Annotated in this window: 12 protein-coding genes; all 12 read right to left on the bottom strand. The window is 50.0% G+C overall.

Annotation, left to right across the window (positions count from 1 at the left end):
* Positions 1–38: 38 nt before the first annotated feature.
* Positions 39–668, bottom strand: a complete 630-nt coding sequence (cobC, locus tag ACZ5PW_RS00855) for an alpha-ribazole phosphatase (RefSeq protein ID WP_464557181.1) — start codon at positions 666–668, stop codon at positions 39–41.
* Positions 668–1,801, bottom strand: coding sequence for a DVU_1551 family NTP transferase (locus tag ACZ5PW_RS00850; protein WP_464557179.1), 1,134 nt, complete (start codon positions 1,799–1,801; stop codon positions 668–670). Before ACZ5PW_RS00850 ends, cobC begins: the two co-directional genes overlap by 1 nt.
* Before the next feature lie 2 nt (positions 1,802–1,803).
* A complete protein-coding gene (locus ACZ5PW_RS00845; protein ID WP_464557177.1) occupies positions 1,804–2,841 on the bottom strand; it encodes an XdhC family aldehyde oxidoreductase maturation factor in 1,038 nt (345 codons plus the stop codon).
* A gap of 16 nt (positions 2,842–2,857) precedes the next feature.
* The gene (locus ACZ5PW_RS00840; RefSeq protein ID WP_464557175.1) at positions 2,858–4,171 is read right to left on the bottom strand and encodes a DVU_1553 family AMP-dependent CoA ligase; all 1,314 of its coding nucleotides are present in this window, start codon (positions 4,169–4,171) and stop codon (positions 2,858–2,860) included.
* The gene (gene trsS / locus ACZ5PW_RS00835; protein WP_464557173.1) at positions 4,164–5,516 is read right to left on the bottom strand and encodes a radical SAM (seleno)protein TrsS; all 1,353 of its coding nucleotides are present in this window, start codon (positions 5,514–5,516) and stop codon (positions 4,164–4,166) included. Before trsS ends, ACZ5PW_RS00840 begins: the two co-directional genes overlap by 8 nt.
* Positions 5,506–5,970 (bottom strand): DVU_1555 family C-GCAxxG-C-C protein, encoded by a 465-nt coding sequence (locus ACZ5PW_RS00830; protein ID WP_464557171.1) that lies wholly within the window; start codon positions 5,968–5,970, stop codon positions 5,506–5,508. Before ACZ5PW_RS00830 ends, trsS begins: the two co-directional genes overlap by 11 nt.
* 14 nt (positions 5,971–5,984) lie before the next feature.
* Positions 5,985–6,650: a DVU_1556 family methyltransferase gene (trsM, locus tag ACZ5PW_RS00825; protein WP_464557169.1), complete on the bottom strand. Its 666-nt coding sequence runs from the start codon at positions 6,648–6,650 to the stop codon at positions 5,985–5,987.
* Positions 6,650–6,859: a DVU_1557 family redox protein gene (locus ACZ5PW_RS00820; RefSeq protein ID WP_464557167.1), complete on the bottom strand. Its 210-nt coding sequence runs from the start codon at positions 6,857–6,859 to the stop codon at positions 6,650–6,652. The genes trsM and ACZ5PW_RS00820 overlap by 1 nt, the downstream gene beginning before the upstream one ends.
* Complete coding sequence (locus tag ACZ5PW_RS00815; protein WP_464557165.1) at positions 6,859–9,132, bottom strand: pyridine nucleotide-disulfide oxidoreductase/dicluster-binding protein; 2,274 nt, start codon at positions 9,130–9,132, stop codon at positions 6,859–6,861. The genes ACZ5PW_RS00820 and ACZ5PW_RS00815 overlap by 1 nt, the downstream gene beginning before the upstream one ends.
* A 662-nt stretch (positions 9,133–9,794) precedes the next feature.
* Positions 9,795–12,518: a molybdopterin-dependent aldehyde oxidoreductase gene (locus tag ACZ5PW_RS00810; RefSeq protein WP_464557163.1), complete on the bottom strand. Its 2,724-nt coding sequence runs from the start codon at positions 12,516–12,518 to the stop codon at positions 9,795–9,797.
* Positions 12,519–12,587: 69 nt separating this feature from the next.
* Entirely contained in the window at positions 12,588–13,607 is a 1,020-nt protein-coding gene (locus ACZ5PW_RS00805) for a molybdopterin-binding protein (RefSeq protein ID WP_464557160.1), read from the bottom strand.
* Between the two features lie 637 nt (positions 13,608–14,244).
* Positions 14,245–14,976 carry a Rossmann-like domain-containing protein gene (locus tag ACZ5PW_RS00800; protein ID WP_464557158.1) on the bottom strand — a complete coding sequence of 244 codons (732 nt, stop codon included), beginning with the start codon at positions 14,974–14,976 and terminating at the stop codon, positions 14,245–14,247.
* Positions 14,977–14,985 lie beyond the last annotated feature (9 nt).

Raw genomic sequence — 14,985 nt, 5'->3', positions numbered from 1 at the left:
TCTCTGCCTGCAGTGGATATTAGTCAAGGAGCTTGAAACTATATTCGGTGCTGCATCTGGAACTTGAGGAAATCCGCCAGATCCGGCCCCGGTGGCAGGTTGAATCCTTGCAGGATGAGGCTGGAATCTTTTCTATGAATTATAGTGGCGTGGCAATGTGCCGGTTTGATGCGGAAGATATGTTCCAGTGGGAAGTCTAATGCCAGGTGCATTATAATTCTGATTACTCCGGCATGGGTAACCAGAAGAGTTGGCAACTCCTGTTTTTCAAGGTTATCGATAAAGGGCTTTACTCTTTCTTTCAGGTCAAGAAAGCTTTCACCTCCGGGAGGGCGGAAGCCGGCAATATCCTTACCTCTTCTGTGGTAAGCATCGGGGAAGTCTGTCTTGATTCTTGCAAAACTTAATCCATCCCAGTCCCCCAGATTTATCTCAGCCAGCTCGGGACTCTCAATGATAGGCATTGCAGCATTGGTGGCAATTGTTTCGGCCGTACACATGGTTCGGGAAAGGGGACTGCTGAATATCTTGTTGAACCTGACGTCAAGCAAGGACTTACTCAGTCTGCTGGCCTGTTTTTTTCCTGTCTCTGAAAGTGGCAGATCGGTCTGACCTATGGCCCGGCCCTGGGCATTTTCAGCCTCAGCATGACGGATCAGAACAATCATCAGTTCCCTTTGTCCATGTTGTTAAGCAGGAAATCCGGCATCTTAACCCCTGCCTCTTCCTCATATCTCTGAAGAAGGGCTTCGGCCCTGAAAAGTCTTTCGGTAATGGCCTTTACTGCTTCGGGGTCATTTTGCCATCGCTGCAGAGTTTTGCCGTAACGTTCACTCAGGCTAACGAGTTTTGTTCCCTGAAACAGTTTATCCGCCAGAAAAACTATTTCCTGTTCAGTCAAAGGGGATTCGGGCTTGATATCTGTGTCCCGGTGGGCGGCAACTATGTCAGCAATTCCGGAGAATCCGTATCCAGTAAGTATGGCAGCCCCTGCTGCTTCGTGGTTGCGCTTGAGCTTAGCCACATCGTGCATCAGTGCAGCACTTTCGACGGTGCTTAAATCAAGACTTTTCTGATAATTGCGGGCCTTGTTAAGGACTTTGGCCATAAGGCATGCAGCTCTGGCCACCACTTTACAATGTTCTCTGGTCTGCTTAGGCGTTTCGGCCAGTTCCCAGAGAGCTTCACATTCTTCAGGAAGGGGAATGCGTCTTCGAGAAATCAGGCAGGCTTTTTCATAATCTTCGGGAGTGTCCAGATCACGTAGTATTCCAAGGTCGGGCATATGTCTGTCCCGGGCTCTATCCTCGTGCCTTTCCAGAACAGCGCGCAGACCTCTGTGTCCGTCGTGGGCGATAATTTCAGGGATCAGTTCAGAGCTGATGAGAGGGGGGTGTCCTCTTTCTCCGTTAAAACAGGGGTAAACAATGTCGGTGGGGTTGTCTGTGTAATCGAAGGTAAGTGCCCGTATGGTAGAAGGGCGGACCAGAGGGATGTCCACCGGCAGAATGAAAAAGGCTTCAGTATCGTCCGGCAGAGCCTTAACCCCAGCTCTTACCGAGGAAAACATTCCCTGGTCAAAGTCTGGATTGTATATTTCATGCATTCCAAGAATCCGGACTTCTTCACCTATTGTATGGGACATATGCCCAGTCACTACATAAATGTCCGATGCTCCGCCGTCCAGTAGCGAGCGGATACACCGGGCAAGGACCGTAGATCCTTCAAGGGGCAGCATAGCTTTTAGCCGCCCCATGCGCGACGAAAACCCTGCCGCAAGTATAAGTCCGTATATATTCATACTCACTTTCCGGCTCGTTTCTGTATTAATTCTGCCACAATGGAGACTGCGATTTCTTCTGGAGTCTGAGCCCCGATTTCCAACCCGATCGGACAGTGACACCGATCAATTGACGATTGTGAAACCCCCTCTTCAGAAAGGGCGTCATAGATTGCATTGCGTTTTTTCTTACTGCCGATCATTCCGATATAGCGGGCCGGGGTTTTCAAAGCTTCAGCAAGGACTGTTTTGTCATGCAGGTGCCCCCGGGTAACAATAATTACGTAGGAATTATCATTAACATCAAGATCTGCAAAGCAGTTATTAAAGTCAGAAAGAACGTGTATTTCGTCAGCTCCGGGAAAGCGTTCGGCATTGGCGAAATCAGCGCGGTCATCTAGTATGGTGGTGCGGAAGTTGACTGATGAAGCAAGTTCGGCTGTTGGCCGTGAAACATGTCCCGCACCGAAAACAAAAAGCTCAGGCTGGGGGATGAATGCCTCTGCGACTGTCACAATACCATTGATCTCCTCAATTACCGGCGCTCCGGATTTAAGAGTGCTTTCCAGAAGCGAGGTCGCCTGGGCTTCTTCCATGTAATCCATGGAAGGAACCTGACAGCATGGCCTTACGGTTTCCCTTTTCCTGATCTTCTCATCTTTTATGGCAGTGAATAAAACCGCATGTTTCCCCTTGCGCATTGATTCATCCACCGCTTTGAAGGCTGAGACAGTATCCTCTCCGGCAGACAGGAACTCCAGCATAACCGTTACCTGTCCACCGCAAATCATATCCGCATTAGCGGCAAGATCATTGGATAAATCGAAATCTTTGAAAATAACGCAATGACTGTTTTTACTGAACAATGATGCAGCTTCTTTCTGAACCAGAGCCTCTACCAGCCCTCCACCTATTGTCCCGGCGATGGATTCGTCTTTGAAGATAGCCATTTTGCTCCCTGATGAACGGGGAGTTGAACCTGAGCTTTTCACTATGGATGCCAGAATGAGGTCGTTGCCGGATTCCAGGTTGTTAATAATATTGCGGATAAGTTTTTTCATGGCTGACTTCCTCAGTTTAGCTTATTTTAATGGTTCGCTTGCCGAATCCGGTATTAATCTGCCCGTCACATTTAGCAAGTCTGGTTGTCACTTTCAAATTAAGATTTTCTACAGCCGACTTGATTTTTTGAAAGGCAATGATGCTTTCTTTGATATGGGCATGTTTGCGCTGCCCCGGGAGTAGATCGAGTGAAATATTAAGTTCAAGGTGCTCGGGTTTGTAGATTGCTTGAAAGTCCATAACTTCCGGATGTGAGAAAATAATTTCATTAAGCTCCTTGAGTGTAAGCCTGCCGCTTACAGGAAGTGTTACTCCTTCTTCAATCCTTCCTTCCACAGGCCCCAGCCTGCGCAATGGTAGTCCGCAGGAACACTGGTCGTCCCTTATATAGCCAAGGTCCCCGGTACGGTAGCGGATAAGCGGCATGGCTCTTCTGGAGAGAGTGGTGATGACTATTTCGCCTTTGACTCCGTCGGGAACCTGCAAACCTGTCGCCGGGTCGATGATTTCAACAAAGAAATCAGGTTCCCGCAGATGCATGCCCGAATTCTGAGAGCAGTCCACTCCGCCCCCTAGGCAGGTCTCGGTCATGCCCCAGTGAGTATAGATTTCACAACCGAATACCCGGGAAATGGTCTTCATGCTTTCTTCCGGAAGAATATCCCAGCACAAAAGAACAGAACGGACATGATTTATTGTTATGCCCTTGCTATCAAGCAGCCGGGCCAGTGCGTGTATCTGGATTGCCGGACCCAGTATGCAGGAAGCATGTGAGTCGAGGAGCAGGTTCAGAAGGGTTGTGATATATGAAGGATTGACCGGAAGCACTGTCTCTCCGCCCAGACGTGAGATTGATTCAGCAAATAGCGAACCGACACCTCCCGGTCTGGAGTCGGGCAGGATTGCCAGAATTGTCTCGCCTTTTTTCATCATGGGAGACATTCCGTAATGGAAAAATTCAATAGTTCTTTCAAGATCTCCGGCAGTAAAGAAAAGTCTCTTTGGGGGACCGCTTGATCCGGAGCTGGCCAGAGTTACCGCTCTGGCAACTTCGTCCTGAGATACGCAGAGAAAATTATCTGGGTTTGTTCGCAGGTCATCAGCTGTAGTAAATGGGATGCGGTTCAGGTCCGCAGGAGAGTGTACGGCCCCGGTCTGAATACCGGCCAGTCGTTCGTGGTAGAAAGGACATGACTTTATTGCGTTGAACATCGTCTTGCGCAAGTGTCCGAACTGCCAGTCAAGCAGTTCTTCCGATGAAACAGGTTCCAGTGCGGGGTCGCGGCCCATGCGCAGATTGAGCCAGCTCCCCAGAGGTCGATCAATCATCGATTATCCTCCTGTAAAGGGTGGATCCGTTTTTGGCGGTCAGGTTGTAAGCACAAAAAGGAATAAGTTTTCCTTCCGGTGAAGCTACATGAATACAACAGCCCTTGAGCCGGTCCAGATCAAGGGTCCACGCATCCTGAAAAGCCATTCCCGATAAAGCCAGAATGTGTGTTTTTGCCCTGTTTAAAAACCGATCCAGATCGTCAAGGGGCTCGTTGTCTCCCCTGGCTTCTGTCTCTTCCGGTCCTGCCCACTGGCGACGGACGAAAGCCTTTGATTTGTCGGCTCCCTCGGATGCCGGACTGGGACTGCAGCAGCCTTCCTTTTTCGCCGAGAGTTTTTTGAGGCTGCCGTCTTCATTGACCAGATAATTGGCGTGAAAAGAACATAACGAATGTTCACAACCGGGGGGCATGAAATCTGTTTTATGCACTAAAGCACCGGTTTGGTCTTCAAGTGCGGTCATTATTTCCGGCAGGGTGATACGCATACTGTCTGTCGGATCATCCGGATAGCGCCCGAAATAACTGACCGGCTGAAAATGGACTCCCCGGATTCCCGGAGAATGAGATATCGCCAGTTTGAGAATATCCCCGAGATTATTGTCATTAACACCAGGGATCACAGTAGGGACAAGAACTATACCTATACCGGCTTCAGTTAGACTCTCAATAGCGCGGATTTTGTTTTCCAGCAACCTGCCGCCTCTTATTGTTGTGTATATATCGTCTCTGGTTCCATCAAACTGAAGAAATACCGAATCCACGCCGCCCTCGGCCCATTTCGCGGCAAGTCCTTTTTCCCGGCCCAGTCGTAATCCATTGGTATTGACCTGAACAAAAGGAAAACCGTTCCTTTTGGCCATGCCTGCGATAATGGGAAGGTCCTCGCGCATTGCCGGCTCCCCGCCGGAAAGCTGGAGATTGCAGGGGCCAGCCGTCTCCCTGACTTTTTTCAGAAGAATATCAAGCTCAGTAAGGGAAGGGTCTTCGGCAACAGGTTTTCCGGCTGAGGCAAAACATACTTTACAGGAAAGGTCACAGCGCCATGTTATTTCCACCAGAGTTGTGCATGTGTGCTGATTGTGATCCGGACAAAGGCCGCAGTCGAAAGGACAGCCTTTACGCCCGTCAGTTGTGACTGGAGGAGTTGACGGAATCTTCGGCCGTGACCATTGATCGAAAGCCGGTTCCCCCCGCCAGAAAGGAGCGCTGAATTTGCCATGTTCCGGACACTCTTTACTGATCCGGGCTTCTCCGCCACTGACAACTCTTCGGGCTGGTATTTTTTTAAGGCACACCGGGCACAGGGATTCTGTTTCCTGTACGTTGAAATTAATATCCATCAACCTCTTCCCTTCCCTCGGCAGGATCAAAACCTGCTTCGAGCAGAATATTTACTATCTTTTCATAACTCTTAACCAGTAACTGTCCGCAGCGTTCTGGCTTGGGAGTAAGAGTCTTTTCCCCCAGAATGGCTTCGCAACTGATGTCTCCATATTGTGGAATGGTCTGTTCCCTGAACCACTCACGGTAGGTTTCAACCATGACAGGCAGTTGCTCCTCAGCCTGTTCGTAGTCGGATCCTTTTCCGGTGTAGAGGCTCAAAGCACAAGTGCCGCCGCTTAGAATACCGCATGCTCCGGAGCAGTCGCCGAGCCCGAGGCAGAGTCCCTGGGAAGCCCTGACAAGATCAGGGTTTTTCCTTTGCATGTTTTCCAGGCAGAACAGGATGATTATTTGAGCGCAACAGTAGCCAGAGCCGTGCAGTTGAATAATTCTGAGATCTGTATCGTTCATGGTAACCCCACTGGTCAGTTTTGTGATTCAGCAATGAGCATCATATATCCGGGCCTGGAACAACAGTTTCCGGTCAGCCTGAAATCGGATTCCCCTGCGAAAATCAGCCGCGCTGCAAGTTCTGCCAGTAGTTTGGAATGGTCTTCAATAGATTTTATATACATTCCGTTTTTTTTGAGCATCTCTTCTGTCTTTCCGAGATTTAGAGGCGAGCTGGCACAGGAACACTCACCCATGGTGGCAACTTTACTGCCGCGCTGATATAGATCTGTTATGATCAGAGTTCCCTTTTTTTTCAGTATACGTCTGAATTCACATACCGCTCTTTCCTGATCCGGAATCAGCGAGAGAACGCATTCGCAGATAACTGCGTCAAAGAAGGAATCCGGGCAGGGAATGCATGAAGCATCTGCCAGGGTCAACGGCAGATGTGCAGGTGCTTCTGAAAGCTGGCGTACAGAGCTGTCTATGCCGCAGGCGGACAGCTTATGCTCGCTGCGCAGATGCTCAACCGTGGCCCCCAGCCCGCACCCCACATCGAGAACATTGGCTCCTGCGGGAATGCGGGCCAGAGATATTGCCCGGTCCGTAAGGGCAAAACCTCCGGGGCGCAATGTCGTTCCTGCTGTGTCCCGTAATATGCTGCGTTCCCACAACGGTTCATTCACAGCGGTCTGCATTATTTGTCCTCCAGAAGCCTTTCGACTTCAGCCATCTTGCCCAGAGCAAGCTCTTCGGGGATTAGGACCATGCCGCATTGAGGGCATACCGGAAGTTCAACGCTGAACATGCTGTCAAGATATTCCAATTCCACCGGAGCTGGTCGGAGTGATTCGCCGCAACATTTCCAGGCGGAATAATCCTCGGTAATTACTTTTAGGGTGCTCATTATTTATTACCTCGAACTTTCATGCGATGAGACCATACACGGTGAACAAGAAAATCACTTTCGGACTTATTCTCAAACTCCACCCAGTATGTGACAATAACCGGACGGTGACAGGTCAGGCTGTGCCCTGTTTCAGAGTTTTTCATGATCCGGCCTGATTCCTGTGCCGCGTGCAGCGTTTTCTGTACATCGGTAAGCATTATCCGCCTTTCTTCCATCATCCTTGCGGCTTCATCCGTGAATTCAACGCTTATCGTTTCATAGGGGGGGCGCGGATCGCTCTCCTCTTTCCAGAGTTTTGCAAGGAGCCTCTCCTTGAGGCGCACACGGTTTTCTCTTCGTTCAGAATATCCCGGAGCGGGGCGGGCCGCAGGATCTTCAATGTCTGAAGGGAAGAGAATATCAAGCAGGTGCAGACACCTTTTTCCGGTCTTTGCCAGAAGATCACGACACATTGCGCAATAGGTGACTCCATCATCAGTCAGCTTTTCCGCTCTACGCTCAGCCACTTTTGCGGAAAGGGGCTCGTTTGCATTTGAAAGAAGGCCGCCGAATCCGCAGCACTCAGTCATGCGTCCTGAAAGCTCCGGCTCATTGAAGCTTATGCCGGAGTCTGTCAGAAGCTTCCGCACATCATCCATCAATGTCTGATTATGGCGGGCAGTGCACGGGTCCTGTAAAGTAAGGTTCCCATGGTTCTGAATGTTGTTAAATGAATTTGGTGTTCTGCTGGCAACTGACCAGAGTGAAGTAATCTCCGCTTCAGGCAGGGCTTTGCTCAGTGATTCCATGCATGACGGGCAGGCCGCAATGATTAGAGGCTTTCCAAGTGATTCCCAATCCTTTTGAAGTGATTCTGCCTTATCGGAATACATCTCCCGCTGCCCGGCCCAGTCTGCGGGGGCTGCACAGCAGCGCAACATTAAGCCTGTTCCACCCTCAAGAGTTTCGCACAGGTGGTTGTATGCTTTTTCAAGCATACCCGGATCAGACGCACTCAATTGGCAGCCCGGAAAAAAAGCCTGACTGCTGTTTGTGTGTCCCGGCTGATGCCTGACCATGGCACATGAGGAGTTGTCCGCAAATTCCATATCCCGGAGAGCGAATTCATGTGCTGAGGGAGGCATGTGCCCTTTTGCGACCAGATCCTGTCTCGCTTCAAGGCAGAGGTCCTGCATAGCGAAATTCTCGGGACAGACTTCCTCGCAGAGTCCGCAGAGCATACAGGAGTTGATCAGATTATTGGCCTGTCTGGTCCCCATTACGATGGATGCGTTATTGTATATCTGACGGGCGTAGGCTTTTGGATAGCTTTTGAATTCTTCAAGGTAGGCACAGTTGTGAACGCATTCAAGGCATTCACACAGGATACAGCGCTTGGCTTCCTCAACAGCCTGTTCAGTAGCATAACCATCGGCAGGAACTGTAACAGGCGCCAGTGGCTGAACCTTGCTGATGTTGGTGTAGAGTCTTGTCTCAAACGGTTCATCTCGGTCACGTCCGGCCGTGAGTGATGCTCCCTGCAGTACCCTTTCTATAGAAAGAGCCCCTTTGCGGCCGTTTGCAATAAGCAGCACCGGGGATTGCGAGCTTGGTTTTGGTGATGAGAACAGGAACTCACGTTCGGTTTTCAAGGTTACGGGGTTTGTTTCTTTCAGTCCCAGTTTTTCGGAGTCACATACTGACGGATCGACGAATACGGCATCGAATTCATCAAGAGCATCAAATATTATCTTCGGCTGGGGGCAGACTCCTGTTTCAAAAGAAATATTCATTTTCCCCAGCTGGGCCAGCACATCCTCATAGATTTTCAACTCAATCCGTTTTTCAGGGAGGGTGCTGTGCCCTTCAAGTTTATCATTGCAGAAAAGAGTTACGGTGAACCCTTTTTTGCCGAGGTCCCATGCTGCAGCCAGTCCGGGGAGATTTGCTCCGAAGACAGCTATCTTTTTGCCTTTGGGCGGGAGTGCTCTTACAGGAGGTGTACGGCTGGCGTTTTCAGCACAGAATCTTTCCAGTGCCGCAAGCTCAATTCCGCCACCGACTTCCTCTCTCAGACAGTCTTTTTGACAGATGCCATCACATATCCTTGCGGTCAGGGATGGAAATGGCATTGTCTTACAGAGAACGGCCCAGGCCTTGTCGGTTTGTCCTGCGGCCAGCAGTCTGCAAAGTTCTCGACCATCCACGTGCAGTGGACAACTTGCCTTGCATTTCGGGGGCTCCTCCTGAATGCAGCGAGCTTCCCATGTGCGAAGATTTTTCTGTTCCATATTCAGATGCCTCCGGCGGCCCTACCGGGAGTCCCTCCGGGGGCTTAAACCCTTTTGGGAAAAGGGTTTAAGAATCCCCAAACTTTTTATTAGGGCTTCGCCAAGTGTCTCGCATTATTATGCGAATTTAATAAGCAGGTTCAAAATCAGCAAAAACTTTTAACAGGGAGAGCTTGCTGACATTTGCATTTAGAGGAAGGAACAGCGATTCGCAGTAGTTTCATCATTGAACAAATCGAACTGTTTTTAAATGTCAGCAAGCACTTACCCTGCTAAAAGTCGGGTTTTATCCAAACCAGTCCCGTCAAGCACGGGGAAATTTGTGTAGCTCTGTCTATCGTCAAATACAGAATCTGTATCCCAATAAGTCCGCCCATAAATGTCACGAACCTTATTAAATGTTTTGCTCTTTTAGGGTTTTTTGTAAATACGGTAATCTCTTAATTCCGCAAACTTATGATATGGATGAAAATTTGATCATTACCTCTCTAAACTAATAGGAGTTCCAAAGGGGCTTAGTTCCTTTGGCCGCCGGAGGCGAAATAAAATTGTCAAAAAGCGCGCAGCGCATCAAAGCCCTCTTCTGAGGGGGCGAGTAAAACCCCTGAGACAAAAAGAACTCCGAAGCCAGATGCGTGCATCTGACTTCGGAGTATTGATTACTAGCCTTTCATGGCGGCGAGAACCTTCTCGGGGCGAGCCGGGAGATGGGTTACGCGTGCGCCGCAGGCGTTGTAGATTGCGTTAATGATAGAAGCGTGCGGGGTGGTCAGCGGAAGCTCACCAACACCGGAAGCACCGTGAGAACCTTCGGGGCGTTCAGTTTCAACGTAGATCAGTTCCATGTCGTCGGGAACCTGCTTGATGTAGGGGAAGCCTGCACCGACCATGGTGGAGTGCTTCTTGATGTCTTCGTAGTCCTCGGAGAGGGCCAGACCGACACCCTGGGCAAGTCCGCCGTACATCTGGCCGTCAACAACGAGCTTGTTGTTGATTTTACCGATGTCAGCAACCAGAACCATTTTTTCAACCTGAACTTTACCGGTAGCAACTTCAACTTCAACACCGGAGATGAAGAGGCCGTACATGTAGCAGGCAAAAGGAGCACCCTGACCGTTTTCATCACAATCGGTTGCAGGAGCAGTCCATTTTCCACTGTAGCGGACAGCCTTGTTGGCTGCGACCATTTCATCATAAGTCATGAAGGAGTTGTCAGCTTTGCGCATGGAATCCATGAGGTTGCGGCATGCTGCGATGATTGCGTTACCTACGACGACCTGTGAACGGCTACCACCTGCGGGACCGCCGTTAAGGCAGGTGCGGGTGTCGTTCATTACCAGATGGATCTGGTCGGGGGTGAGGCCGAGGGGACGCAGAGCTTCGTGTGCGGTACCCAGAACACCCATGTCAGCGCCCTGTCCATGATCATGCCAGCAGGCGTACATGGTAACGGTTCCGTCTGCATTGAGTTCGATTTCAGCTTCAGCGGTGTCTGGACCGTCAAGACCGGAGCCGTAAATGCCGACTGCGATACCTACGCCGCGTTTGAAACCTTCGGCAGCTTTTTCAGCAGCCCATTTCTTGACTTCTTCGTACTTGGGACGACCCTGAGTGAAGATGTCTTCCATGCAGTATACTTCAGGCTTGCAACCGGTGGGAGTGGTATCTCCTTCACTTTCGCGATAGATGTTCTTTTCGCGCAGATCGAAGGGATCCATACCGAGTTTTTCAGCCAGTTCATCCATGATGACTTCGTAGCCGAATTCTGATTCAGGAGCACCATAACCACGGAAAGCGGAACCCCAGGCATGGTTGGTACAAACGGTTTTACCAAGACCGCGGATGTTGGGCAGCTTGTAACCGGCACCGATAAACTGGGCACCGCGCAGGGTCAGCAGGTCACCGAATTCGGAGTAGGGACCGTGGTCGCAGATCCAGTCGGTTTCCATGCCGAGGAGTTTACCGTCTTTATCAGCGGCAAGGCGGATGTCGGTAAAGAAGGGAGAACGTTTACCTGTGTAAGTCTGCTGCTGGTACCAGTTGTAGCCGAGGAAAACAGGCTTGCCGGTAGCGAGGCAGGCAGCACCGACCAGAGCTTCCATGGTGGGGGAGAACTTGTAACCGAAAGTACCACCTGCATAGTTCTGAACCATGATCAGGTTTTCCAGCTCGATACCAAGGCCGGGAGCGATCATTGCTGCGTGCAGGTGCAGGCCGATGGATTTGGAGTGGATGCAGAGCTTGCCGTCGTCATCGATGAAAGCGAAACCTACATCCGGCTCGATGGGCATATGCGGCTGGCGCTGTACATAGTAGCTGCCTTCAACAACAACATCTGCTTTATCAAAAATAGGAGCGGTTTCTTCGCCTTTAACGATCTTCTGTTCGAAGTAAACGTTGGGAGTTCCGGGATGGATCTCCATGGCGTCATCTTCCATGGCTGCAGGAGCGTTCATGTACTCGGGCAACTGCTCCAGTTCAACTTTTACTTTGGCTGCTGCGGCCTTGGCGTTCTTTTCAGAGTCCGCGCAGACGATAGCGATAGCATCACCATACTGGAAGATTTTTTCGTCACACAGGATTGGGCGGTCCCAGCCATCACCCTTGTTGGAAGGGAAGGTGATCAGGCCGGTGATGCGGTTTTTACCCTTGATATCTTTATAGGTAACAACCTTTTCAACGCCGGGCATTGCTTCCGCTTCGGAGGTGTCGATGGAGATGATGTTGGCATGGGATACTTCAGCCTGTACAAGAGCGCACTTGAGAGTGCCTTCAGGCATTTTCAGGCCGAGGTCTGCACCGTAGTCAAGAGTACCGGTGACTTTTGCTACTGCGGTGGGGCGGGGGTATTTGGAACCCCAGATGCGCTGGTCGTCAGGCATCTTGAAGAGCAGTTCTTCTTCACTCATGTCTCCACGCATAACAGCTGCTGCATCGAGGACAGCGTCAACAAGCTGCTTGTAGCCTGTACAGCGGCATGCGTTGCGGTGTTTTTGGAACCAGTCGCGGACATCTTCGCGGGTGGGCTTGGGATTGGCGAGAATGAGGGCGTAACTGGAAACAACGAAGCCTGGGGTACAAAAACCGCACTGTGCACAGCCGTGGGCCATCCATGCGAGCTGGATGGGGTGCATCTGGGTCGGGGTTCCGATACCTTCGGTGGTGATGATTTCGGTGAAATCTTCAACACGTTTCATCTTCATGGAGCAGGAGCGCTTGAGTTTGCCGTCAACGATGACTGAGCAGCTACCGCACTGACCGGTTCCGCAACCTACTTTAACACTGAGCAGATTTAGTTTTTCGCGCAGAACATTGGCCAGAGATTCATCATTATCGCAAATGATGAATTTCTCAACACCGTTAACTTTCAGAGTCCGTTTGATCATGGAAAGACCTCCTTGAATTACTGCTTTTTTTCTATTAGCAGGCGCCCGAAAAGGGCGTCGAACTGTCCTCTATTTACCGAAAGAACACAGCGGATAGCGACAGGTTTCGCAACCGGCACAGAAACCGCCGTGGCCCAGTTCGGCGATCTCTTTGCGGGTGGGGCGTTCACCGGCCACAATCCGCGGAACAACCAGATCGAAAATGCTGGCCCGGTAGTACATCACACATCCGGGCAGACCGACTATGGGCACGCCGTTCAGATAGGCCAGCATGAACATAACGCCGGGAAAAGTGGGCGAGCCGTAGGTGACAACCTCAGCTCCGGTTGCCCGGATGCTTGCGGGTGTCTGATCGTCTGGATCAACGCTCATACCTCCGGTCAGCACGACCATTTCCGCGCCGTTATCAATCGATTGAAGTATTGCAGAGCAGGTCATTTCGGGATCATCGCTGACAAATGTCTGGTCGATTACTTCCGAATTGAGCTGCGAAAATTTTTTACGGATTACGGGGCCGAACTTGTCTTTTATACGTCCGGTGTAGACTTCACTTCCCGTGGTGATCAGACCTACTTTCAGGTGGCGGAATGGCTTTACGCTTACGATAGGACCGCAGTCGCGGCAGATCTCTTCGACCTGCTCTATTTTCCGTTCATCAATGACCAGCGGAACTACACGGGTTCCGGCCACATCGCGCGGTTCGGTTATCTGGATTCCGTTCTGCATGGTCGCCAGTACGACCTCATCTATGGAATTGATGCGGTTAAGAGCTTCCACATTGATGCACAGCAGTCCGGGAGCAGCCTTCATGTTGATGCGCCCTTCACTGATGTCGGACAGGGTTATTCCAGGTCCGGCGGCGGCTTTGGCTATACGTTTTGCGGCATCATTTTCGTGCAGCTGTCCTTCCTCCAGCGTAAGTATGTAGACATGCTCCTTGCCGATTTCCAGCAGGACCGGAATATCTTCAGGAGTGATGATGTGCCCTTTCTTGAATGCAGGGCCTTTGTATTCTCCGGGGACGATGCGGGTCATATCGTGACATAAGACGTTGCCGATGGAGTCCTGAACAGGAACAGTTTTCATCATGGAATAAGGCTCCAAATTAGTTTGAAAATGGTGTCTACACTCGCTCGGGCTGATACTTCTGCTCTGGCTGCTGAAAAAGCAGTATATCAAATATGACATAATAACAGAGCGTAACGGTCTGAAAACTTGTATCATCCATTAGAACGAGTTACGCATTTATATGTCTGGGCAGGCAGAATAAGTCAAGGTGTTAGATTTTTGCACACTTCGACATCGATCACTTACCCGAAATATCAGCCAGTCCTTACCCAGTGGGTCCGCCTGCTATAAGGCTCCACTGGGTAAGGCATAAAGCAAAATTAGGTCCAAAATGACATATTTAATAAATACAGGGTATTGTGAAGAAAAGAAATTTTAAGACTGGATCATTTAGTTTGGATTTTTTTTTACAAGTGTTAATTGTTGTGGTATGATTTTTTGTTTAATGTGTGGAGTGGCGCATAAAAAGGGAGTATTACAAAGGTGTGTCAATATGAAACAGTTGAGTTTGTATTCTGTGTCAGATCTTTACGCAGAATGAGGGATTACTTAAATGAAGTGCGTTAACGGACCATGGGACAACTCCCAGTAAAGGAAGAGCCCTGCTGAACCGATTGTGGACGGCTCAGCAGGTTAACCAATGAAATTCAAAGAGCCATTATGCACTTTGGCAGCAGAATCTTTCCCAGCCCATCAAGTCTGCAGCTGCGGCAACAGTTGTTCCGAAAAATATTGCCGGTTTTTCTTCCAGCAGGAAATTACCTATGGTGTCGTTGACTATCGTTGACCCGGTAACTACGAGCAGGTCCGCATTGTCGATGACATCAGCGGTCATATCCGGGCCTTCTACGGTTATTCCGCATTTTTCAGTTCCAATGTTGTCGGTATCAAGGTCTACTATGCGCATCTCAAAGCTATCGGCCAGAATTTTAATCATGGCAGGCTGGAAACCGATGAGTCCTATTTTTGGAAAGCCGTATCTGTCTTGAATGTAATCCGCAAGACGTGGAGCGCAAAGGGCTGGCCCTTCATCCTTACAGTGGACGGTGCGGTCGGTGCAGCCAAGGCTGCGCTGGACTGCATTTAATGTAGAAACAAATAAAGCCCGGCGGAAATTATTGTTTAGGTCCATTTCTGTGATTTCACGAAGATCTGTTTCAAAGCTTCCGAAACGGTCGGTGAAAGCCTGCCCTTTATATCCTTTGAATTCGGCTTCCATCAGACGCTCCTTTCCCCGTAAAAGCGGAAAATCATCGCCTTCAGGGTTCCCTATAGCTTCTTCTGTGCTAAGTGTCCGCGCCGTTACACAAATCTTTTCATCCAGTATTCCTGCAGATTCCCATTTATCACGAACTACAGTCTGAATTGAGTTCAGGGTTGATTCTTTCATTGGGTTTAC

The sequence above is a fragment of the Maridesulfovibrio salinus genome (assembly GCF_055394525.1).
Note: the sequence above shows the minus strand (reverse complement) of the source record. Positions and strands in the feature narration are given on the sequence as shown.